Origin of the sequence: Christiangramia crocea (assembly GCF_022410465.1) — a bacterium.
GTDB lineage: Bacteria > Bacteroidota > Bacteroidia > Flavobacteriales > Flavobacteriaceae > Christiangramia > Christiangramia crocea.
Window position 1 is genome coordinate 1 of record NZ_JAJSON010000021.1, and the last position, 22,833, is coordinate 22,833.

Genomic DNA, 22,833 nt, shown 5'->3' on the forward strand with positions numbered 1-22,833 from the left:
TCAGTTGGTAGAGCGTCAGCCTTCCAAGCTGAATGTCGCCGGTTCGAACCCGGTCTCCCGCTCAAAGCGGAATATATTCACGCCGAAAGGCGTGATTTTCCCGCTCTAAATTAATTTGAATCAGGATATCCCCGGTCGCTGAATAAGTGAAATTTAAAGGTTTTCCTGCCTTTTGTTTTTTTATCTTATTCGTTAGATTATGAAAGTGGGTTATATCGGCACTGTATTTCGATCCTGATTTTCTCCGTAAACCACATTTGGTTTATGGATATTGCTGTTTAAAAAACAGTGATTGTAGGCCGACGTAGCTCAGGGGTAGAGCGTTTCCTTGGTAAGGAAGAGGTCACGGGTTCAATTCCCGTCGTTGGCTCTAGTTTTGTATAAAATTGAACACTAATATATAACTAAGATTAAATAAGTATTAATTATGGCAAAGGAAACTTATGATCGTTCCAAACCGCACCTTAATATTGGTACAATTGGACACGTAGATCACGGAAAAACGACTTTAACTGCAGCGATTACAAAAGTATTGGCTGATGCTGGATATTCAGAAGCTAGTGCGTTTGATCAAATTGATAACGCTCCAGAAGAAAAAGAAAGAGGTATTACTATTAACTCTTCACACGTAGAGTATGCGACTGCAAATCGTCACTATGCTCACGTTGACTGTCCTGGTCACGCCGATTACGTTAAGAACATGGTAACTGGTGCTGCTCAGATGGACGGTGCTATTCTTGTTGTAGCTGCAACTGATGGTCCTATGCCGCAAACTCGTGAGCACATCCTTCTTGGACGCCAGGTAGGTATCCCAAGAATCGTTGTGTTCTTGAATAAAGTTGACCTTGTTGATGATGAGGAGCTTCTTGAGCTAGTTGAGATGGAAGTTAGAGATCTTCTTTCTTTCTACGAGTATGATGGTGACAATGGTCCTGTAATTTCAGGTTCTGCACTTGGAGCCCTGGAAGGAGATGAGAAATGGTCTAAGACTGTTCTTGAGCTTATGGAGGCTGTTGATAGCTGGATTGAACTTCCTGAGCGTGATGTAGATAAGCCTTTCTTGATGCCTATCGAAGATGTATTCTCTATTACAGGTCGTGGTACTGTTGCAACTGGTCGTATTGAGACTGGTGTAGCTAACACTGGAGATCCTGTTGAGATCATTGGTATGGGAGCTGGAAAATTAACTTCTACTATTACAGGAGTTGAGATGTTCCGTAAAATTCTTGATAGAGGTGAAGCTGGTGATAACGTTGGTATCCTGCTTAGAGGTATTGAGAAGTCTCAAATCTCAAGAGGTATGGTAATCACTAAGCCAGGTTCTGTAACTCCTCATGCTAAATTCAAAGCAGAGGTTTATATCCTTAAGAAAGAAGAAGGTGGTCGTCACACTCCATTCCATAATAACTACCGTCCTCAGTTCTACGTACGTACAACTGATGTAACAGGAACAATTAACCTTCCTGATGGTGTGGAAATGGTAATGCCTGGTGATAACCTTACTATTACAGTAGAGCTTATCCAGCCAATCGCAATGAATGTTGGACTACGTTTCGCTATCCGTGAAGGTGGTAGAACTGTAGGTGCTGGTCAGGTAACTGAGATTCTAGACTAAGAATTATTTAAATATAAAAAGGTATCCCGTGAAGAGCGGGATACCTTCACTTATATTATTTACGGGTTTAGCTCAGTTGGTAGAGCACTGGTCTCCAAAACCAGGTGTCGGGAGTTCGAGCCTCTCAACCCGTGCAAATATTTTTAAGGAAAATGGCAGGAATTGTTAATTACATATCAGAATCATATAGCGAGTTAAGAAACCACGTTACCTGGACAAGTTGGACTGAAGCACAAAGGCTTACAGTGCTTGTGGCTGTGTTCTCGATTATTTTTTCATTAGCAATTTGGGGTGTTGATACGCTTTTTAGTGGAGCGATTGAGCAGTACTTCGAATGGGTTAAATCATAATTAAATAGCGATGGCAGAAGCAAAGGATAAAAAATGGTATGTGGTTCGTGCCGTTAGTGGACAGGAAAATAAGGTCAAGGATTATATTGAGAAGGAGATTGAATATTTAGGTCTTCAGGATGCAATAGATCAGGTTTTAGTTCCTACTGAAAAAGTTATTCAGATTCGTAATGGAAAGAAAGTGAACAAAGAAAGAGTTTACTTTCCTGGATATGTTATGATTCAGGCAAATATTGGAGGAGAGATTCCTCATATTATTAAAGGAATCAATGGAGTGATTGGATTTCTGGGTGAAACAAAAGGAGGAGATCCTGTGCCACTTAGAAAATCTGAAGTGAACAGAATGTTAGGAAAAGTAGATGAGCTTTCCGTTAAGGCTGATAATGTCGCAATTCCATTTACTATAGGAGAAACTATTAAAGTAATTGACGGACCGTTCAATGGATTTAATGGTACTGTAGAGAAGATTAATGAAGAGAAGCGTAAGCTTGAGGTAATGGTGAAAATTTTCGGAAGAAAAACACCATTGGAATTAAGCTATATGCAGGTAGAAAAAGTATAAAAATAACTGTTACATATATTTTTTGATGGTTTTTTCAGCTTCCACTCAATAAACTATCATTTAAAAATTTGAAAAATGGCAAAAGAAGTAAGTAAAGTTGTAAAACTACAAGTTCGCGGAGGTGCTGCTAACCCATCACCACCAGTTGGACCTGCTTTGGGTGCTGCCGGAGTAAATATCATGGAATTCTGTAAGCAATTCAATGGTAGAACTCAGGATAAGCAAGGAAAGGTACTTCCAGTTGCAATTACTGTTTATAAGGATAAGTCTTTTGATTTTGTAATCAAGACTCCACCTGCAGCAGTACAATTGATGGAAGCGGCGAAGACTAAAAAAGGTTCTGGTGAACCGAACAGAAAAAAAGTAGCTAGTGTTTCTTGGGATCAGGTTAAAGCGATTGCGGAAGATAAAATGCAGGACCTTAACGCATTTACTGTAGAGTCTGCAATGAAAATGGTTGCCGGAACAGCTCGTTCGATGGGAATAACTGTAAAAGGTGATGCACCGTTTTAATCCAAAAAGAAATTAGAAAATGGCAAAATTAACTAAAAAGCAAAAAGAAGCTCAGTCTAAGATTGAGAACGGCAGAACTTATACAGTTGCCGAAGCTTCTGCTTTGATAAAAGAAGTTTCCAACGAGAACTTTGACGCATCCGTAGATCTTGCAGTTCGTTTGAACGTAGATCCACGTAAAGCTAACCAGATGGTAAGAGGTGTGGTAACACTTCCTCATGGAACTGGTAAGGACGTTAAAGTTTTGGCTCTTGTGACTCCAGATAAGGAAGAAGAAGCTAAAGAAGCTGGTGCTGACTACGTTGGATTAGATGAATACCTTGAGAAGATCAAAGGCGGTTGGACAGATGTTGATGTAATCATCACTATGCCAAGCGTAATGGGTAAACTTGGACCTTTAGGACGTGTTCTAGGGCCAAGAGGTTTAATGCCTAACCCTAAGACCGGTACAGTAACTATGGATATCGCCAAGGCGGTTTCAGATGTTAAGGCTGGTAAGATCGACTTTAAGGTTGACAAGACTGGTATCGTGCATGCAGCAGTTGGAAAAGCATCTTTTGATGCTGAGAAAATTGCAGGTAACGCGAAAGAATTATTAACTACGCTGGTAAAATTGAAGCCTCAGGCAGCTAAGGGTGTTTATATTAAGAGTATTTATATGACCACTACTATGAGCCCGAGTGTTGCGATAGATACTAAAAGGTTTACTGAGCAATAATTTAAGATTATGACAAGAGAAGAAAAATCACAAGTTATAGAAGATTTAACTGCCCAGTTAGCCGGATTCCAAACTATCTATTTGGCTGACATTTCTGGCCTAGATGCCGGAAGTACTTCTAACTTACGTAGAGCTTGTTTCAAAGCTGATGTTAAGTTGTCGGTAGTTAAAAATACATTGCTTGCAAAGGCTATGGAAGCAGCTGAAAAAGATTTCGGTGAACTTCCTTCAGTTTTGAAAGGCAATACCTCAATAATGCTTTCTGAAACCGGAAATGCTCCGGCGAAAGTAATTAAGGAATTTAGAAAGAAATCTGAGAAACCTGTACTTAAAGGAGCTTTTGTAGAAGAAGCTATTTATGTAGGTGATGACTATCTTGAAACACTTGTTAATATCAAGTCTAAAGAAGAAGTTATCGGGGATATCGTTGGATTGCTTCAATCTCCTGCTAAAAACGTTGTTTCTGCACTTAAATCAGGTGGAGGAAAACTTGCGGGAATCCTTAAGACTCTTTCAGAAAAAGAGGGATAATATAGTACGCACTTTTTAACAATTATAAATTTTAAAGAACTTTTTAAAAACGATAGAAAATGGCAGATTTAAAAGATTTCGCAGAACAATTGGTTAACTTGACCGTAAAAGAAGTAAACGAGTTAGCTGATATTTTAAAAGAAGAATATGGTATCGAGCCTGCTGCTGCTGCAGTAGCTGTTGCTGGTGGTGCTGCCGCTGGTGGTGGTGAAGAAGCTGAAGAGCAAACTGAATTCGACGTAATTCTTACCGCTCCAGGTGGATCTAAATTAGCAGTTGTTAAGCTTGTAAAAGAACTTACAGGACTAGGTCTTAAGGATGCTAAGGAATTAGTAGACAATGCTCCAAAACCAGTAAAAGAAGGAGTTGCTAAAGACGAAGCTGAAGCTCTTAAAAAGCAATTAGAAGAAGCAGGAGCTGAGGTTGAGCTTAAATAAGCTTGACGAAAGCAATATTATTTAGGTTTAGGCCTCAGGATACGCTCCTGAAGGTCTAAACCCTTTTGCGTATATAGAGCGAATGCTCTTTTCGCGCTTATTTTTATATAAATTATAATCCCGTCCATTGATGTTAGCAAAGCAAACTGAAAGATTGAGTTTCTCTTCTGTGAAGAACAAGCCTGCATATCCGGACTTCCTGGATTTGCAGATAAAGTCCTTTCAGGACTTCTTCCAGTTAGAAACCAAATCAGAAGAGCGGGGAAATGAAGGTCTTTACAACACCTTCCTAGAAAACTTCCCCATTACGGACACCCGTAATCAATTTGTACTAGAATTCTTAGATTATTTTGTGGACCCGCCAAGATACTCCATCCAGGAATGTATCGAACGCGGACTAACTTACAGTGTACCGCTTAAAGCAAGACTTAAGCTATACTGTACCGACCCTGAGCACGAAGATTTTGAAACCATCGTACAGGACGTATACCTGGGAACTATCCCTTATATGACACCTAGCGGAACTTTCTGCATCAACGGTGCCGAGCGAGTAGTAGTATCTCAGTTACACCGTTCGCCAGGGGTATTCTTTGGACAGTCTTTCCATGCTAATGGAACAAAATTATATTCAGCCCGTGTAATCCCTTTCAAAGGTTCATGGATTGAATTTGCTACCGATATCAACAGCGTAATGTACGCTTATATCGATCGTAAGAAAAAATTACCTGTAACCACTCTCTTCCGTGCCATCGGATTTGAGCGTGATAAGGACATACTGGAGATCTTCGACCTTGCTGAAGAGGTTAAGGTATCCAAATCAGGACTTAAAAAAGTTCTTGGGCGTAAACTTGCTGCCCGTGTATTGAACACCTGGTATGAAGATTTTGTTGATGAAGATACAGGAGAGGTTGTTTCAATTGAAAGAAACGAAATAGTATTAGATCGTGATACTGAGCTTGAAAAAGAGCATATAGAAGAGATCCTTGAAACCGGAACCAAGACTATCCTTCTTCATAAAGAGGATAATTCCACCGGCGACTATGCGATCATTCATAACACATTACAAAAAGATCCTACCAACTCTGAAAAAGAAGCGGTAGAACATATCTATCGTCAGCTTCGTAATGCTGAACCGCCAGATGAAGAAACTGCTCGTGGAATTATCGACAAGCTTTTCTTCTCAGATCAGCGTTACAGCCTTGGAGAAGTTGGGCGATACAGAATGAACAAAAAACTTGGTCTTGATGTTGAGATGGATAAGCAGGTGCTTACCAAGGTTGATATCATAACCATTGTTAAATATTTAATTGAGCTTATCAACTCAAAAGCTGAGATCGATGATATTGATCACCTTTCTAACCGTCGTGTTAGAACCGTAGGGGAGCAGTTGTCTCAGCAGTTTGGTGTTGGTCTTGCACGTATGGCCAGAACCATCCGTGAAAGAATGAACGTTCGTGATAACGAAGTATTTACTCCGATAGATCTGATCAACGCGAAGACACTTTCTTCTGTGATCAACTCCTTCTTCGGTACAAACCAGTTATCTCAGTTCATGGACCAGACCAACCCTCTTGCAGAAATTACGCATAAGCGTCGTCTTTCTGCATTAGGACCAGGTGGTCTTTCAAGAGAAAGAGCAGGTTTCGAGGTACGTGACGTTCACTATACTCACTACGGAAGACTTTGTCCTATCGAGACTCCTGAAGGTCCGAATATTGGTCTTATTTCTTCACTTTCAGTTTATGCTAAAGTGAATGGAATGGGATTCATTGAAACTCCATACCGTAGTGTTTCTGAAGGAAAGATCAATACTTCCGAAGAGCCTATTTACTTAAGTGCTGAAGAAGAGGAAGGTAAGAAGATCGCTCAGGCGAACATTCCTTTGAAAGATGATGGAACGATAGATACAGATCGTGTTATTGCACGTATGGAAGGTGACTTCCCGGTTGTTGATCCTAAAGAGGTTCATTATACTGATGTTGCTCCAAACCAGATCTCTTCTATTTCGGCTTCATTAATTCCATTTCTGGAACATGATGATGCAAACCGTGCACTGATGGGGTCAAACATGATGCGCCAGGCAGTTCCATTATTAAGAGCAGATTCTCCGATAGTTGGAACAGGTCTTGAAAGACAGGTGGCTACAGACTCCAGAGTATTGATCAATGCAGAAGGAGAAGGAGAAGTAGAATATGTAGACGCTAATAAGATTGTAATTAAGTACGATCGTACTGATGAGGAAAGAATGGTAAGTTTTGATGATGACTCCAAGACTTATGACCTTATTAAGTTCAGAAAGACTAACCAGGGAACCTGTATCAACCTTAAGCCTATTGTAAGAGTAGGAGACAGGGTTACTAAAGGACAGGTACTTTGCCAGGGTTACGCTACCGAAGCCGGTGAGCTTGCCCTTGGTAGAAACATGAAGGTTGCCTTCATGCCTTGGAAAGGTTACAACTTTGAGGATGCGATCGTGATTTCAGAAAAAGTGGTTAGAGATGATATATTCACCTCCATCCATATAGATGAATACTCTCTTGAAGTTAGAGATACCAAGCTAGGTAATGAAGAATTGACTAATGATATTCCAAATGTTTCTGAAGAGGCTACTAAAGACCTTGATGAGCATGGAATGATTAGAGTTGGTGCTGAAGTGAAGCCTGGTGATATTCTTATTGGTAAGATCACTCCTAAAGGAGAAAGTGATCCGACACCGGAAGAAAAACTTCTTCGTGCCATCTTTGGTGACAAAGCAGGTGATGTAAAAGATGCTTCATTGAAAGCTTCTCCATCATTGAGCGGTGTTGTGATCGATAAGAAATTATTCGCAAGAGCTATCAAAGACAAGCGAAAGAGAGCACAGGATAAGGAAGATGTTGCGGCACTGGAGAAGAAGTATGATGCGAAATTCGCTCTGCTTAAATCTAATCTGGTAGAGAAGCTTTTTGCTATTATTGGTGGTAAGACGGCTCAGGGAGTACAGAACGACCTTGGTGAAGAAGTAATGCCAAAAGGTAAGAAGTATACTCTTAAGATGCTGAATGCTGTAGATGATTATACTCACTTAACTAGTGGTACCTGGACTACAGATGATCACCTTAACGAGCTTGTTGCAGATCTTATACATAATTATAAAATTAAGGAAAACGATCTTCAGGGTAACCTTAGAAGAGAGAAGTTCACTATCTCTGTAGGAGATGAACTTCCTTCAGGAATCTTGAAACTTGCTAAAGTTTACATCGCTAAGAAACGTAAACTGAAAGTAGGGGATAAGATGGCAGGACGTCACGGTAACAAAGGTATTGTTGCACGTATCGTTCGTCAGGAAGATATGCCATTCCTTGAGGACGGAACTCCGGTTGATATCGTGTTGAACCCACTTGGGGTACCTTCACGTATGAACATCGGGCAGATCTACGAAACAGTACTTGGATGGGCTGGTCAGAAAAATGGTAAGAAATATGCTACTCCAATTTTCGATGGTGCAACGATCGATGAGATCAATGAACTTACTGACGAAGCCGGAATTCCTAGATATGGTCATACTTATCTGTATGATGGTGGAACAGGAGAGCGTTTTGACCAGAGAGCAACGGTAGGTGTTATCTATATGCTGAAACTTGGTCACATGATCGATGATAAGATGCACGCCCGTTCTATTGGACCATACTCACTTATTACTCAGCAGCCGCTTGGAGGTAAGGCGCAGTTTGGTGGTCAGAGATTTGGAGAGATGGAGGTTTGGGCTCTTGAAGCTTACGGAGCATCCAGCACTCTAAGGGAGATCCTAACCGTGAAGTCTGATGACGTTATCGGTAGGGCTAAGACCTATGAGTCTATTGTTAAGGGTGAGCCAATGCCAGAACCTGGATTGCCAGAGTCTTTCAACGTACTTATGCACGAATTGAAAGGTCTTGGATTGGATATAAAACTTGAAGAATAACATTCTGTTGAAAGGGGCTGCATAAGCGGCCCCATTTAAACGGAATATTCACAATAATTAGCAGCATTTATTATGGCTAGAAATAATGATAAAAATACAGTACAGAGGTTCAACCAGATCTCTATAGGTTTAGCTTCTCCTGAGTCTATCCTCGCGGAATCTCGTGGTGAAGTCCTTAAACCTGAAACGATCAATTATCGTACGCACAAACCTGAGCGTGACGGATTGTTCTGTGAGCGTATTTTTGGTCCTGTAAAGGATTATGAGTGTGCCTGCGGGAAATATAAAAGAATTCGATACAAAGGGATAGTTTGTGACCGTTGTGGAGTTGAAGTTACCGAGAAAAAGGTACGTAGAGATCGTGTAGGTCACATTAACCTTGTTGTACCTGTAGCTCATATCTGGTATTTCCGTTCATTGCCTAACAAAATTGGTTATTTGCTAGGACTTCCTTCTAAGAAACTCGACATGATTATTTACTACGAAAGATACGTAGTAATTCAGCCGGGTAACGCGAAGGATGAAGAAGGGAAGCCATTAAAGAAAATGGATTTCTTAACTGAAGAAGAATATCTGAACATTTTGGATGAACTTCCTCAGGAGAATCAATATTTAGAAGATAGCGACCCAAATAAGTTTATCGCTAAGATGGGTGCTGAATGTCTTATTGAGATCCTTAAAAGAATAGATCTTGATGAGCTTTCTTACGAATTAAGACATAAAGCGAACAATGAAACTTCAAAACAACGTAAGACTGAAGCACTTAAGCGTCTTCAGGTTGTGGAAGCTTTCCGTGACGCGAACAACAACAGAGAAAACCATCCGGAATGGATGATCATGAAGGTTGTGCCGGTTATTCCACCGGAACTTAGACCTCTTGTGCCTCTTGATGGTGGTCGTTTCGCGACTTCAGATTTGAACGATCTTTACCGTCGTGTAATTATTCGTAACAACCGTCTGAAAAGATTAATGGAGATCAAAGCTCCTGAAGTCATTCTACGTAATGAAAAACGTATGCTTCAGGAATCTGTAGATTCATTATTCGATAATACAAGAAAATCATCAGCAGTTAAGACAGACTCTAACCGTCCGCTTAAATCACTTTCAGATTCATTGAAAGGTAAGCAGGGACGTTTCCGTCAAAACCTGCTTGGTAAACGTGTGGATTATTCAGCACGTTCGGTAATCGTTGTAGGACCTGAATTGAAGATGTTCGAATGTGGTCTTCCAAAGAACATGGCAGCTGAACTATACAAACCTTTTATCATCAGAAAACTGATAGAAAGAGGTATCGTAAAAACAGTGAAGTCTGCCAAGAAGATTATCGATAAGAAAGAACCTGTAGTTTGGGATATACTGGAGAACGTTCTTAAGGGGCATCCGGTACTATTGAACCGTGCTCCTACGCTTCACCGTCTGGGTATCCAGGCATTCCAACCTAAACTAATTGAAGGTAAAGCAATTCAGCTTCACCCACTTGCGTGTACTGCATTCAACGCCGATTTCGATGGTGACCAGATGGCAGTTCATTTACCACTTGGACCTGAAGCTATTTTGGAAGCACAGTTATTAATGCTAGCTTCTCACAATATATTGAACCCTGCAAATGGTTCCCCAATTACAGTACCTTCTCAGGATATGGTACTTGGTCTATACTATATGACCAAGCACAAGAAATCTACTAAAGAAGAGCCCGTAAAAGGAGAAGGACTTACTTTCTATTCTGCGGAAGAGCTTGTTATCGCTTACAACCAGAAGAGAGTAGACCTTAACGCTGGAATCAAGATCAGAACAAAAGATTACAACGAAGCGGGTGAATTGGTTTACCAGATCATTGAAACTACTGTAGGTAGAGTTTTATTTAACGAAACTGTACCTGAAAAAGCAGGTTTCATCAATGAGGTACTGACTAAGAAATCCCTTCGTGAGATCATTGGTAAAATCCTTAAGATAACCAGTGTACCTGAAACTTCAGAATTCCTTGATAAGATCAAAGAACTTGGTTACGGTTTCGCATTCCGTGGTGGCCTTTCTTTCAGTCTTGGTGATATTATTATCCCTGAAGAGAAACAAGCTATGATCGATGACGCCAACGAGCAGGTTGAAGGTATCATTGGTAACTATAACATGGGTCTTATTACCAATAACGAGCGTTATAACCAGGTAATTGACATCTGGACTTCTACCAACGCAGGTCTTACTGAATTGGCTATGAAGCGAATTCGCGAAGACAAGCAAGGATTCAACTCGGTATATATGATGCTTGATTCCGGTGCGCGTGGTTCGAAAGAACAGATACGTCAGCTTACAGGTATGCGTGGCCTTATGGCTAAGCCTAAGAAATCTAACTCTGGTGGTGGTGAAATTATCGAAAACCCGATTCTTTCTAACTTTAAGGAAGGTCTTTCGATTCTTGAATACTTTATCTCTACTCACGGTGCTCGTAAAGGTCTTGCCGATACCGCACTTAAAACTGCCGATGCAGGTTACTTAACCCGTCGTCTGGTAGATGTTTCTCAGGATGTTATTGTAAATGAAGATGACTGTGGAACATTAAGAGGAGTAGAAGTTAAGCCACTTAAGAAGAACGAAGAAATAGTAGAATCATTAGGAGAAAGAATCCTTGGACGTATTGCTCTTAATGATGTTGTAAATCCATCAACAGATGAATTAATCGTTGCTGGAAACGAAGAAATAACTGAAGAGATCGTTGCTAAGATCGAAGCTGCGCCAATCGAAAGTGTTGAAGTACGTTCACCACTTACCTGTGAGGCGAAGAAAGGTATCTGTATCAAGTGTTACGGTAGAAACCTTGCAACCAACAAGATCGTACAAACAGGTGAAGCTGTTGGTGTTGTTGCTGCACAGTCTATTGGAGAGCCTGGTACACAGCTTACACTACGTACGTTCCACGTGGGTGGTATTGCTGGTAACATTTCTGAAGATAACAAACTTGAAGCAAGGTTTGATGGTATTGCTGAGATCGAAGATCTTAAAGTTGTTAAAGGTGAAGCCCCTGATGGTGGAACTGCAGACATCGTGATCTCTCGTACTGCTGAACTTAAGATCAAGGATAAGAAAACCGGTGTTGTATTAAGTAACAATAACATTCCTTACGGTGCACAGATCAATATTAACGATGGTGCTACAGTAAGCAAGGGAGACGTGATCTGTACCTGGGATCCATATAACGGTGTGATTATTTCTGAATTTGCCGGTAAGATCAAGTACGAGAACGTTGAACAGGGTGTTACTTATCAGGTTGAGATCGATGAGCAGACAGGATTCCAGGAAAAAGTAATTTCTGAATCTCGTAACAAGAAATTGATACCAACCCTTCATATTCTAGGTAAGAAAGACGAAGTAATTCGTTCTTATAACCTTCCGGTAGGTGCCCACCTTATGGTGGACAACGAAGAGAAGATCGGTGTTGGTAAGATTTTGGTTAAGATTCCACGTAAATCTTCTAAAGCAGGGGATATTACAGGTGGTCTTCCAAGGGTAACAGAGCTTTTTGAAGCACGGAACCCATCTAACCCGGCGGTTGTATCAGAGATCGATGGTGTTGTTTCTTTTGGTAAGATCAAAAGAGGTAACCGTGAGATCATCGTTGAGTCTAAGCTTGGTGAGGTTAAGAAGTATCTAGTGAAACTTTCTAACCAGATCCTTGTTCAGGAGAATGACTATGTAAGAGCGGGTATGCCACTTTCTGATGGTTCTATCACTCCTGAGGACATCTTGAAAATTAAAGGGCCAAATGCTGTACAGCAGTATCTTGTGAACGAAGTTCAGGAAGTATACAGGCTTCAGGGTGTGAAGATCAACGATAAGCACTTTGAGGTTGTGGTAAGACAGATGATGCGTAAAGTGCAGATCGTAGATCCGGGAGATACTATCTTCCTGGAGAACCAGCTTGTTCATAAAGATGATTTCATCAATGAGAACAATAAGCTTTTCGGAATGAAGGTGATTGAAGATGCCGGAGATTCTGAGAATCTTAAGCCAGGAAAAATTATCACTCCAAGAGAACTTAGAGACGAGAATTCCATTCTTAGAAGAGAAGATAAGAATCTTGCGACTGCCAGGGACGTGATTACGGCTACAGCTAATCCGGTACTTCAGGGTATTACCAGAGCTTCACTGCAAACCAAGTCGTTCATATCGGCTGCTTCCTTCCAGGAAACAACTAAGGTATTGAACGAAGCTGCGGTAAGCGGTAAGATAGATGAACTTGAAGGTCTGAAGGAAAATGTAATTGTAGGACATAGGATTCCTGCAGGTACAGGTGTGAGAAAATACGATAGCATAATTGTTGGTTCTAAAGAAGAATTTGACGAAATGCTTGAGAAGAAACAGGAAGTTAATTATAACTAATTCCTGATAATATTCAGAAAAAAAGCCTCGCATTGCGGGGCTTTTTTTATTTATCCCGATATTTGAGATATGAAGAAACACCTTAAAGATCTTTTAGAATATTCACATCATTTCAATTCCATGCTTATTGAAAAATTTAATGATGGTGATCTGCATCTCGCTATCCCGGAAAATACATTGAGATTATTTTCACATATTCTGAATGCTCAGTACATCTGGAATTCAAGGATCGAAGGGGAAGATGTAAAAACTGATGGTTGGAAGGTTCACGACAAAGGAGATCTAAGAGATCTTGAAAATAGAAACTTTAATAAATCCCTGGAAATTTTAGAGAAACTGGAGCTGGATAATGGTATCTCTTATAAAAATTCCAAAGGAGAACAATTTCAGAATTCTGTTCAGGAAATACTGTTTCATATTGTAAATCATTCCACTTATCATCGAGGACAGATAGCGACTGAATTGAGACAAAATGGCCTGGAGCCCGTGGTATCAGATTATATCTTTTATAAAAGAGAAAACTAATCTCACTTTCTATATAAGAATATTATAACTAAATTGAATAAAAATTTAATCATGAGCGAAGAGAAAAAAAATAAAGGGGGAAAGATAAATATAGAACTCGATGAATCAGTTGCCGAAGGAACTTATTCAAACCTGGCGATCATCAATCATTCGGTATCAGAATTCGTAGTTGATTTTGTGAATATCATGCCGGGAAGACCAAAAAGCAAAGTTAAATCAAGGATCATTCTTACACCTCAGCACGCAAAAAGATTGCTGAAAGCCCTGGGTGATAATATCAGTAAGTTTGAACAGGCCCATGGAGAGATCAGGGATTATGATAAGGCCCCGATGCCATTAAACTTCGGACCTACAGGTCAGGCTTAAAAACTGTTTATAGAATTTTATTATTCCAAGACTATAAAACATCCCGGTATTATCCCCGGGATATTTTATTTTAAACGGAAATTTCCCGTAGTCTATTAAAATCTTAACCGAATGAAACTGGAACTTAAAAAATATGTTCTTGAGCTGAAGCATACCTTCACAATTTCTAGGGAGTCACATGACACCCAGGACACTCTTATAGCCTGTCTCAGTTTGGAAGGACATACCGGTTATGGAGAATCTACCTCCAACCCATACTATAGGATCACTTTTGAAAGTATGCAGGCAGAGATCGAAGGAATTCGAAAGGAAATTGAGTCTTTTGATTTTAAGGATCCTGAAGGTTTTTATGAGTTTTTAAAGTCTCATAATCTTTCAAATTTCAGTATCTGTGCTTTAGATCTTGCAGCCCATGATCTTTATGGAAAACTAAAGGCTAAGCCTTTATATGAATTATGGGGCACTGATAATTCTCAATATCCTGTTACAAACTTTACAATCGGGCTGGATAGCGTTGATAAAATGATTGAAAAGATGGAGGAGCAACCCTGGCCTATCTACAAGATCAAACTTGGGACTGATAATGACCTTGAAATTGTAAAGAAATTAAGAGCACATACCGATGCTAATTTCAGGGTTGACGCGAACTGTGCATGGGCAGCTTTGCAGGCAATTCAAAATTGTAAAGAATTAAAAGAGTTGGGAGTTGAATTCATCGAGCAGCCTCTTCATGCTGAAGATTGGAGCGGGATGGCAAAGCTGAAGAAGGAAGCTGTGCTGCCCCTTATTGCTGATGAAAGTTGCATAGTAGAAGAGGATGTTGAGAGATGTGCGGGATATTTTGATGGGATTAATATTAAACTTACCAAATGCGGGGGGCTCACGCCTGCATTAAGAATGATAAAGAAAGCAAAGGAGCTGGACCTGAAAGTTATGGTAGGGTGTATGACGGAAAGCACGGTTGGGATTTCAGCCATAGCACAGCTGCTTCCCCAACTTGATTATGTGGATATGGATGGTGCTCTATTGCTAAAGAATGATATTGCAGAAGGGGTGGAAATTCAGGAAAATGCTAAAGTTATTTTTCCGGAAGAAAATGGTTCCGGAGTAAAACTTATGAAATGAACCATTATTTAGACAAAGCCCCCACTTCCCGGTTAATAAATGAAGATCATGATCTTCTGTATTTTGGCGGAACTTCTTACCTGGGTTTGCAGACCAATCATAAATTTCAGGAGCTTTTGATCCGGAATATTCATGACCTCGGAACAAATTGGGGAGCCTCCAGGAAATCAAATATAAGACTTTCGGTATACGAAAATTTTGAACTATACATTTCTCAAAAAGCAGGAAGTGAAGCGGCATTATGTGTGTCTTCCGGTTATATGGCAGGGCAAATGCTCACCAGGTATTTTAGCGGGTCCGGTTATGAATTATTCTGTGCTCCAAATACTCATCCGGCACTGATCCGTGAAAAAAGCAGGTTATTTCAAAATTACAAGGAGCTGGAAATGTCTTTAAGAAAATCTTTAGCTTCGGATAGGAACCAGATCGTGCTTTTTCTCGATACGGTTGATTTCTCTGGTGCAAATTATCCCGATTTTGAAGCAATAAAAAAGCTACCTCTTAAGGATGTGGTTCTGGTAGCAGACGATTCGCATGGCTTTGGACTTATAGGGGATGATGGTTATGGAAGTTACTCCCTTTTAAAAGAGCTTCAGGTAAAAGAGTTGATAGTTTGTGGTTCTCTGGGAAAGGCCCTGGCAACTCCCTGTGGTGCCATTTTAGGAAAAGAAGGAAGGATTAGCCAGTTGCAGGAAATTGATTTTTTTGCTGGTGGTAGTCCGCCATCTCCGGCAGCTCTCAAAACTTTAATTGAAGCCGAAGAAATTTGTGATATACAAAGGCAAAATGTTAGACGGAATATTCAAAGCTTTCTTGAATCTGTGACTGCGGAATTTGAGATGATATCCATGGCCGGCCATCCGGTATTTGGTTATAACAATGAATGTCTGACTGATTATCTGTTTCAAAAAGAGATACTCACCACAAATTTCAGGTATCCTTTGAAAACCTCACCACTGGTGAGCAAAATTGTTTTAAATGCAGAGCATACTCCAAAAGATATCCTGGAGCTAACTGAAGCCATTAATTCTTATTTTCAAAAGCCTTAGATCAGTTAATTGTATTTTTTGAAATAAATTTTAGCTGCCTTCATTACCCTTGGTGCCAGAATAAGCGTTGAGATCATTGTAGGTATGGCCATCAAAGCGAAGAATCCGTCAATTAGATTCAGAATAAAGCTTAAAGAGGTGGTGGCACCGATAATGATGCTCAGGATGTAGATATAGTTATAATATTTCTTGTTTTCAGCTCCTAATAAGAACGAAAGACATTTTGTTCCGTAATAAGAGTAGGAGAAGAGAGATGAAATACTGAATGCAAGAATACATAGTAAAAGTAAATAGTTCCCTATATATGGAATAGACTGGTCAAATGCAGCGGCCGTTAAACTTACACCATTAACATCGGTGCTTTGCCAGACCCCGGTTACAAGAATGGCCATGGCCGTAAGGGTACATACCACCAAAGTATCGATTGCCGGGCCTAGCATGGCGATAAGCCCTTCACGAATGGGTTCAGAAGTCTTACTGGCTCCGTGTGCCATCGTAGCGGTCCCAATACCGGCTTCGTTTGAAAAAGCTCCCCGTCTTATTCCTAAAAGTATAAGTCCGCCCAGAACACCGCCAAGAAGTGGATCTCCTTTGTAGTTATTCGCTGCAAAAGCATCGGTGAATATGAGAGTGAAATATTTTAGAACTTCGGTGTAATTCACAAAAAGGATGATCAGCACTGAAAAAAAGTATAGTGCCACCATAGCCGGAACAAGCTTTGAAACCGTTTTGCTTATTCTGTCCAGTCCACCGATGATAACAATGGTTGTTATGATGGTTAGAACAATTCCGATTATCAAACTCGATGTAAATCCTGTTTCAATATTGTTTGGTTCCAGGAGGATATAATTGATAGCCTGTGTCAACTGATTCACATTAAAAACCGGTAGAGCTCCTACCAGTCCGGCGACAGCAAAAAATACTGCCAGAGGTTTCCATTTTTTTCCAAGCCCCTCTACTATAAAGTACATCACGCCACCCTGGATCTTACCTTCAGTATCCCTCCCGCGATACATCACTGCAAGACTATTGGTAAAGAATTTTGTAGCCATTCCAACTACAGCACTAACCCATAACCAGAATATCGCACCCGGACCTCCCAGGGCAATTGCCACGGCTACCCCTGCAATATTTCCCATGCCTACGGTAGAGGAAAGGGCTGTTGAAAGGGCCTGAAAGTGATTGATATCTCCCGGATCGTCGGGATTGTTGTACTTCCCACGCAGTACTTCTACCGAATGTCCCAGATATCTAAAAGGTAGAAATCTTGAGTAAATTAGAAGATAAACTCCTCCGCCTATTAAAAGAATGACTAAAGGAATTCCCCAGACGGCTGAGGCAAAATCTGCAATAAACTTATCAATTTGGGACATGGATTTTATTTGTTCCCGAAAATAATAAATTTTATCAGCCTTTCTGGCAGGTTATGAACCAAATTATATGAATAATAGGTAGCCAGGTTAAGTGGATTTTGCCTGCATGCCAAATGAATAATCTCCCAATCGCTTTAAGTTCTAAAACTCTGAAGTAAAATGGAATTTTATCGATGGATATTTTTGCTGGGTCATTTGCAAAGAGAATTGTGAATCAGCTAAAAATACCAGTTGTCCTGATTTATCCTTGGCCAGAAACTTAGCCTTGACTCTTTTAAAGTCCTGGAATTCCTCACTTTTCGGATCTTCAGGTTCCACCCAGGTGGCCTTATGAACATTAAGATTCTCGTAAGTGCATTTCGCTCCGTATTCATGCTCAAGGCGGTACTGGATCACTTCAAACTGAAGTGCCCCTACGGTACCAATGATCTTCCTTCCATTCAATTCTAGCACAAACAGCTGGGCCACACCTTCATCCATTAACTGGTCGACTCCTTTTTCCAGTTGCTTGGATTTCATGGGATCTGCATTGTTGATATACCTGAAGTGTTCCGGAGAAAAACTTGGGATTCCTTTGTACATAAGGTTTTCACCTTCAGTAAGCGTATCCCCGATCTTGAAATTCCCGGTGTCGTGAAGTCCCACAATATCTCCGGGATATGAAACATCAACTACTTCTTTCTTCTCAGCAAAGAAAGCATTAGGAGAAGAAAATTTCATGTTCTTATTGTTCCTTACGTGAAGGTAGTTCTTATTTCGTTCGAACTTTCCTGAAACGATCTTAATAAAAGCCAGTCTATCCCTATGCTTAGGATCCATATTGGCATGGATCTTAAAGACGAAGCCGGTAAACTCTTTCTCATCTGGTTTTACCACCCTGGTATCGCTCTCTTTAGGTCTTGGGGGAGGTGCTATACTGATGAAACAATCCAATAATTCTCTAACTCCGAAATTATTTAGCGCCGAACCAAAGAAAACAGGCTGTAACCGGCCTTCTAAGTAAGCTTCTCTGTCAAATTCAGGATAAACTCCCTGGGCAAGTTCAAGTTCCTCTCTAAGGGTATCTGCTGCTTTTTCTCCAATTAGATCATCGAGCTCTTCGGAGTTAAGGTCACTGATCTCCACAGTTTCTTCAATGTCTTTTCTTGGATCACCGGTGAAAAGGTTCACGTTCTTTTCCCAGATATTATAAATTCCCTTAAAGTCATAACCCATCCCGATTGGAAAACTAAGCGGAGTCACGGTTAAATTAAGCTTTTGCTCAATTTCATCCAGGAGTTCAAAGGCATCTTTACCTTCCCGATCCAGCTTATTAATGAAAACGATCATGGGGATATTTCGCATTCTACAAACCTCCACCAGCTTTTCGGTTTGTTCCTCCACACCTTTCGCAACGTCTATCACAACAATCACGCTGTCTACCGCAGTAAGTGTTCTAAAGGTGTCTTCAGCAAAATCCTTGTGACCGGGTGTATCCAGAATATTGATCTTGATATCCCGATATTCGAAAGCAAGTACAGAGGTTGCTACAGATATTCCCCGCTGGCGCTCGATCTCCATAAAGTCACTGGTGGCACCTTTCTTTATCTTATTCGATTTAACGGCACCGGCCTCCTGAATAGCTCCGCCAAACAAAAGTAACTTTTCCGTAAGGGTGGTCTTACCCGCATCGGGGTGGGAGATGATACCAAAGGTTCTTCTTTTATTGATCTCTTTCTGATACTGCTTCATTCTGCTGATATTGGAGCGGCAAAAATACTATTATTTTAAGGAATTTCCTTTTCCATTTTGGATGCTTTTTACTGACCAGTTTACCGGCCCGGCTTTTAAATGAATAAGTTAATTGGGTATATGAACAATTTGTATGATATTTAAACAAAGTTTTGTTAGAAGCTATGGTTGTCTCCCTACAGAGCCTGAAATTCGAATTGATCTTTGCAACGATTCTTCTTCTTTCGTTAGGCACAAGGGGTCAGGATGGAACAGAGGTTTTAGCTAAGGGGTCATATGCCATAAACCTTGGAATTACTCCCCAGACGCGCTCGAATGCACTCAAACCCTACGGACTTATTTATGAATTGCTGAAGGAGTATCCCATGGAGGTCAAATGGGTTATCAATCCTGATAAAGAGAAAGATGGAATTGATTTTAGTCTCGAAGATAGGGATTTTCGCTCCGGTTCCTTTGTAATTCCGGTTTCCTATATCACAGAAGACTTAAAGAAGAATATTGAAAAATGGGAAGAAAGAGGAGTGATAGGTAGTTTTTTACCTGAAGACATGAAATTACCTGTTTTCACTGATCTGTCGGTTGCCCCGAAATGGACTCTGGATAAACAAAACGGGAAGATAGCTCTGGCTTATTTTGAATCAGCTGGAATTCCGGGTTATGCCCACGGCGGTTACGATCGTGATAACTGGAAACTTCCTGCAGAGCTGGGAGTATGTGACGATATTTTTGTGATGCCCCATGCCGAACCAAAATTTGAAAGTCATAAGAATCTTTATTTCTGGAACAGGAAGTTTAAAGGAGCTATCTGGGCCGGGTGCCATGCCGGAAGTGAACTGGAGAACCTTTATGGAATGGTTTCAGAAGGCGGGAAATCTGAGCTTATCCAGCTTAATTTTCTTTCGGAAGGTGCTGCGGGTGCAAGGACTACTGGCTTGATTCCCTTTTATGATCATCGATTTGCAACCCCTCCTTATTCACACGAACTACCCAGCGATCCGGTTTCTCAGTATCTGGGGAAAAGTGACCTTGCCATGATCAATGGGTCTGAACGTATATTCTATCCAAAAAAAGCGAACAAATGGAGAAAGGGTACCAAAAAGATTATTGTGGATCATTCGGCGCCAGACGTTCCATCCCTATCACATGGCCCTGGCAGTATCATAATATATGGTCATGGATTTGATGACCCGAAGAATGGGCTTGTGATGTATCAGGTTTCTCATGATTTTTCCGGCGACGATCCGGCAAATATTGCGGCAATAAGGGCTTTTTTGAACTGGAGTTTTTATGCGGCAGAGATCAAGAGAAAGGAAAATATTATTCAATTTCAGAATATCCAGGGCGATAAGATCTTTGCCGCCAGAGTGGGAGACGATCTTGCCAAAAAGCTCAATCTTGATCCAATTCTTTTTGACCTCGATAAAGCTGAAATCAAAAATAGGGCTGCGAAGCAACTGGATGAGATAGCGGCTTATATGCTCGAATATCCTGAATTATTGATAGATATAAGGTCTCATACCGATAGTCGGGCCGATGATAGTTACAATATTGAGCTTTCCCAAAGAAGAGTGAGAGTGACCAGGGAATATTTAATAAATATGGGAGTGGAGGAAACCAGGATCTCAGGCAGAGGTTATGGTGAAACCGAACTCGTGAATAACTGTCGTAACGGGGTACCTTGTTCTGAGGCTTCTCATGAAATGAATCGCAGATCTGAATTCATTCTTTCCATAAATTGTGAACTCTATACCGGAAAACTAAAACTTTAGGAATTGCTTAATCAGCTTATTTGTGATAGAAATTACCGTTTTTGTACATTTGGGCTTCAAATAAAAAAATGGCGGAAGAAAAAGTAATTTTAGTGAACGAAAAGGACGAGCAAATCGGCCTTATGGAAAAGATCGAAGCTCATGAGAAAGCTTTGCTTCACAGAGCATTTTCGGTATTTGTTTTCAATAAAAAGAATGAGTTGATGATCCAGCAAAGAGCCTTTTCAAAATATCATTCCCCGGGTCTTTGGACGAATACCTGTTGCAGTCATCAGCGGGAAGGAGAAAGCAATATAGAAGCAGGAAAGAGAAGGTTGCAGGAAGAAATGGGTTTTACTACAGATCTAAAAGATACCATTTCTTTTATTTATAAGGCTCCGTTTGATAACGGTCTTACCGAACATGAATACGACCATATTCTTGTAGGGAATTTTGAAGGAGAGCCGAACCTTAACCCTGATGAGGTAGCTGCATGGAAATGGGTTTCTTTAGAGGATCTCAAGGTGGATATGAAAAAAAATCCGCATATTTATACTGAATGGTTCAAAATCATATTTGACAAGTATTACTCAACTATTCAGCAATGAAAATAACCGTACATAGAAAAGCTCATTTTAATGCTGCACACCGCCTGTTCAGGAAAGACTGGGACGATGAACGTAATCGGGAGGTGTTTGGAAAGTGCAGTAATCCTAATTATCACGGCCATAATTATGAGCTCATCGTGTCGGTAACCGGAGAACCCAATCCCGAGACAGGTTTTGTTATGGATCTGAAGATCCTTAAAGAGTTGATTTACCGTGAGGTTGAAGAGTCTTTTGACCATAAAAATCTTAATCTTGAAGTTCCAGAATTCAAGGATCTTAACCCAACCGCTGAAAATATAGCTGTGGTGATCTGGAATAAGCTCCGTACAAAGATCAGGGAAGACCACGACCTGGAAGTTACCCTTTACGAGACCCCACGTAATTTTGTAAGTTACAAAGGCGAATAATATGGAAGTAGGAGAGAAGGTTCCTAATATTACACTTACCGATCAGAATGGAAAGGATTTCAGTTTTAAGAAACTCATAGGGAAAAACTCATTTGTGGTTTATTTCTATCCGAAGGATTTTACTCCCGGATGCACCAAAGAAGCCTGTAGTTTCAGAGATAGCTATGAAGACTTTAAAGAACTGGGAGCCGAAGTAATTGGGATCAGTGCTGACTCCCATAAATCTCATTCAAAATTCGCAGATGAATATGATCTACCTTATATATTCCTTTCCGATGAAAGTAAGGATGCAAGGAAAGCTTTTGGAGTAAAACCCAATCTTCTTGGACTTTTACCCGGAAGGGAGACTTTTATATTCGATAAGGACGGAAAATTGATCCATAAATTCAACAGCATGAATGCAGGGAGACATATGCCTGAAGCTTTAACCGTTCTCCAAAAAAATCAGGATTAATTTTTCTCCAAATATATTTTCATATCAAAAAATAGTTTAAATTCGCAGCCGAAATTTATTGAAAATGGCGAGTAAAAGATTATTGAAGAAAGACGTGAATTATGTGTTTGCCGATATTATTGACGCAGCATATATTCATCAGATGGCTAATCCAAAAGAAGATCCTGCAAAATCGGAGGCTGTAGTGGATGAGGCTATTAAAGATTATGATGAACTGATCTCAAAGATCAACCGTCGAGATGTTGAGAATAAGAAAAAACACTTCACTGAAATTCAGGCTGAACTGGAGATTAAGGCAAATGCTTTAGTTGAAAAGATAAATGCTCTGTAAATCATAAGTTGCCGATGTAGCTCAGCTGGCTAGAGCAGCTGATTTGTAATCAGCAGGTCGTGGGTTCGAGTCC

The 22,833-nt window shown here is 40.4% G+C and carries 20 protein-coding genes and 2 tRNA genes; 20 read left to right on the forward strand and 2 right to left on the reverse strand.

What is annotated here, in order from left to right; genetic code table 11:
- The first annotated feature begins 298 nt into the window (after nt 1-298).
- The 15 genes from LU635_RS10065 (at nt 299) to LU635_RS10135 (ending at nt 16,108) form a co-directional block, all read left to right on the forward strand.
- Nucleotides 299-370 (forward strand) — tRNA-Thr (locus LU635_RS10065).
- A gap of 57 nt (nt 371-427) precedes the next feature.
- Complete coding sequence (gene tuf / locus LU635_RS10070) at nt 428-1,615, forward strand: elongation factor Tu (RefSeq protein WP_240098744.1); 1,188 nt, start codon at nt 428-430, stop codon at nt 1,613-1,615.
- Nucleotides 1,616-1,676: 61 nt separating this feature from the next.
- Nucleotides 1,677-1,749: transfer RNA gene (locus tag LU635_RS10075), tRNA-Trp, on the forward strand.
- Nucleotides 1,750-1,767: 18 nt separating this feature from the next.
- On the forward strand, nt 1,768-1,965 hold the full coding sequence (secE, locus tag LU635_RS10080; RefSeq protein WP_240098746.1) for a preprotein translocase subunit SecE: 198 nt from the start codon (nt 1,768-1,770) through the stop codon (nt 1,963-1,965).
- A gap of 10 nt (nt 1,966-1,975) precedes the next feature.
- Nucleotides 1,976-2,527 carry a transcription termination/antitermination protein NusG gene (gene nusG, locus LU635_RS10085; RefSeq protein ID WP_089664049.1) on the forward strand — a complete coding sequence of 184 codons (552 nt, stop codon included), beginning with the start codon at nt 1,976-1,978 and terminating at the stop codon, nt 2,525-2,527.
- Between the two features lie 75 nt (nt 2,528-2,602).
- Entirely contained in the window at nt 2,603-3,040 is a 438-nt protein-coding gene (gene rplK / locus LU635_RS10090) for a 50S ribosomal protein L11 (protein ID WP_011710241.1), read from the forward strand.
- A gap of 19 nt (nt 3,041-3,059) precedes the next feature.
- Nucleotides 3,060-3,758 (forward strand): 50S ribosomal protein L1, encoded by a 699-nt coding sequence (rplA, locus tag LU635_RS10095; protein WP_240098748.1) that lies wholly within the window; start codon nt 3,060-3,062, stop codon nt 3,756-3,758.
- A gap of 9 nt (nt 3,759-3,767) precedes the next feature.
- Nucleotides 3,768-4,289, forward strand: coding sequence for a 50S ribosomal protein L10 (gene rplJ, locus LU635_RS10100; protein WP_240098750.1), 522 nt, complete (start codon nt 3,768-3,770; stop codon nt 4,287-4,289).
- Nucleotides 4,290-4,348: 59 nt separating this feature from the next.
- Complete coding sequence (rplL, locus tag LU635_RS10105; protein WP_240098752.1) at nt 4,349-4,726, forward strand: 50S ribosomal protein L7/L12; 378 nt, start codon at nt 4,349-4,351, stop codon at nt 4,724-4,726.
- A 130-nt stretch (nt 4,727-4,856) separates the two neighbouring features.
- The gene (gene rpoB, locus LU635_RS10110; RefSeq protein ID WP_240098754.1) at nt 4,857-8,669 is read left to right on the forward strand and encodes a DNA-directed RNA polymerase subunit beta; all 3,813 of its coding nucleotides are present in this window, start codon (nt 4,857-4,859) and stop codon (nt 8,667-8,669) included.
- A 72-nt stretch (nt 8,670-8,741) separates the two neighbouring features.
- Nucleotides 8,742-13,043: a DNA-directed RNA polymerase subunit beta' gene (rpoC, locus tag LU635_RS10115; protein ID WP_240098756.1), complete on the forward strand. Its 4,302-nt coding sequence runs from the start codon at nt 8,742-8,744 to the stop codon at nt 13,041-13,043.
- Nucleotides 13,044-13,112: 69 nt separating this feature from the next.
- Nucleotides 13,113-13,568 (forward strand): DinB family protein, encoded by a 456-nt coding sequence (locus tag LU635_RS10120; protein ID WP_240098757.1) that lies wholly within the window; start codon nt 13,113-13,115, stop codon nt 13,566-13,568.
- A 51-nt stretch (nt 13,569-13,619) separates the two neighbouring features.
- Nucleotides 13,620-13,934, forward strand: a complete 315-nt coding sequence (locus LU635_RS10125) for a DUF3467 domain-containing protein (protein WP_240098759.1) — start codon at nt 13,620-13,622, stop codon at nt 13,932-13,934.
- Between the two features lie 111 nt (nt 13,935-14,045).
- Nucleotides 14,046-15,059 carry a dipeptide epimerase gene (locus LU635_RS10130; RefSeq protein WP_240098761.1) on the forward strand — a complete coding sequence of 338 codons (1,014 nt, stop codon included), beginning with the start codon at nt 14,046-14,048 and terminating at the stop codon, nt 15,057-15,059.
- On the forward strand, nt 15,056-16,108 hold the full coding sequence (locus LU635_RS10135) for an aminotransferase class I/II-fold pyridoxal phosphate-dependent enzyme (RefSeq protein ID WP_240098763.1): 1,053 nt from the start codon (nt 15,056-15,058) through the stop codon (nt 16,106-16,108). The genes LU635_RS10130 and LU635_RS10135 overlap by 4 nt, the downstream gene beginning before the upstream one ends.
- 5 nt (nt 16,109-16,113) lie before the next feature.
- Here LU635_RS10135 and LU635_RS10140 read toward each other — a convergent pair whose 3' ends face one another.
- The gene (locus tag LU635_RS10140) at nt 16,114-17,481 is read right to left on the reverse strand and encodes an alanine/glycine:cation symporter family protein (protein ID WP_240098765.1); all 1,368 of its coding nucleotides are present in this window, start codon (nt 17,479-17,481) and stop codon (nt 16,114-16,116) included.
- Nucleotides 17,482-17,622: 141 nt separating this feature from the next.
- Entirely contained in the window at nt 17,623-19,212 is a 1,590-nt protein-coding gene (locus LU635_RS10145) for a peptide chain release factor 3 (RefSeq protein ID WP_240098767.1), read from the reverse strand.
- Between the two features lie 152 nt (nt 19,213-19,364).
- Here LU635_RS10145 and LU635_RS10150 point away from each other — a divergent pair, with 152 nt between their 5' ends.
- The 5 genes from LU635_RS10150 (at nt 19,365) to LU635_RS10170 (ending at nt 22,760) form a co-directional block, all read left to right on the forward strand.
- Nucleotides 19,365-20,981 carry an OmpA family protein gene (locus LU635_RS10150; RefSeq protein WP_240098769.1) on the forward strand — a complete coding sequence of 539 codons (1,617 nt, stop codon included), beginning with the start codon at nt 19,365-19,367 and terminating at the stop codon, nt 20,979-20,981.
- A 68-nt stretch (nt 20,982-21,049) separates the two neighbouring features.
- Nucleotides 21,050-21,568, forward strand: coding sequence for an isopentenyl-diphosphate Delta-isomerase (idi, locus tag LU635_RS10155; protein WP_240098771.1), 519 nt, complete (start codon nt 21,050-21,052; stop codon nt 21,566-21,568).
- Complete coding sequence (locus LU635_RS10160; protein ID WP_240098772.1) at nt 21,565-21,975, forward strand: 6-pyruvoyl trahydropterin synthase family protein; 411 nt, start codon at nt 21,565-21,567, stop codon at nt 21,973-21,975. The genes idi and LU635_RS10160 overlap by 4 nt, the downstream gene beginning before the upstream one ends.
- Nucleotide 21,976: 1 nt before the next feature.
- Nucleotides 21,977-22,429, forward strand: coding sequence for a peroxiredoxin (locus LU635_RS10165; RefSeq protein ID WP_240098774.1), 453 nt, complete (start codon nt 21,977-21,979; stop codon nt 22,427-22,429).
- Nucleotides 22,430-22,493: 64 nt separating this feature from the next.
- Nucleotides 22,494-22,760: a hypothetical protein gene (locus LU635_RS10170; RefSeq protein ID WP_240098776.1), complete on the forward strand. Its 267-nt coding sequence runs from the start codon at nt 22,494-22,496 to the stop codon at nt 22,758-22,760.
- Nucleotides 22,761-22,833 lie beyond the last annotated feature (73 nt).